This is a genomic window from Candidatus Propionivibrio aalborgensis, assembly GCF_900089945.1.
In the GTDB taxonomy this organism is placed as follows: domain Bacteria; phylum Pseudomonadota; class Gammaproteobacteria; order Burkholderiales; family Rhodocyclaceae; genus Propionivibrio; species Propionivibrio aalborgensis.
In genome coordinates this window covers 1-458 of sequence record NZ_FLQY01000368.1, presented here as the reverse complement: position 1 = coordinate 458, position 458 = coordinate 1, and the positions used below count along the sequence as shown (strand labels likewise).

Sequence of the window (458 nt, the reverse complement as noted above, 5' to 3'; positions counted from 1 at the left end):
AGAAAGCCGGCCGAGCCGCAGGCGCCGTCGTAAATGCGCTCGCCAACCGTGGGTTGCACGACCTGCACCGTGGCGCGGATCAACGGGCGCGGGGTGTAGTACTCGCCACCGTTGCGCCCGGCGTTGCCCATGTTCCGGATCTTGGCTTCGTAGAGGTGCGAGAGTTCGTGCTTCTCGGCCTGCGAGCGGAAGCGCAGTTCGTCGATGTGGTCGATGACCTCGCGCAGGGTGTAGCCGCTCTGAATCCTGTTCTTGATCTCGCTGAAAATCTCGCCGATCTTGTATTCGAGGGTGTTCGGGCCGGTCGCCTTGAGCTTGAACCCTTGCAGATAGGGGAACAGCTTGCCATCGACGAACTCGCGCAGATCGTCGCCGGTCAGGGCCTTGTTGTGGTCGCGCTTGCCTTGACTGTCCTTGGGCGCCGCCCACGATGACCAGCGGTAGGCTTCGTCGAGGAT

General features: G+C 62.7%; 1 protein-coding gene. It reads right to left on the bottom strand.

The features are described 5' to 3' along the window. Positions 1-458, bottom strand: a 458-nt coding sequence (locus tag PROAA_RS16155; protein WP_186412336.1) for an N-6 DNA methylase, incomplete at both ends; no start/stop codon positions are given.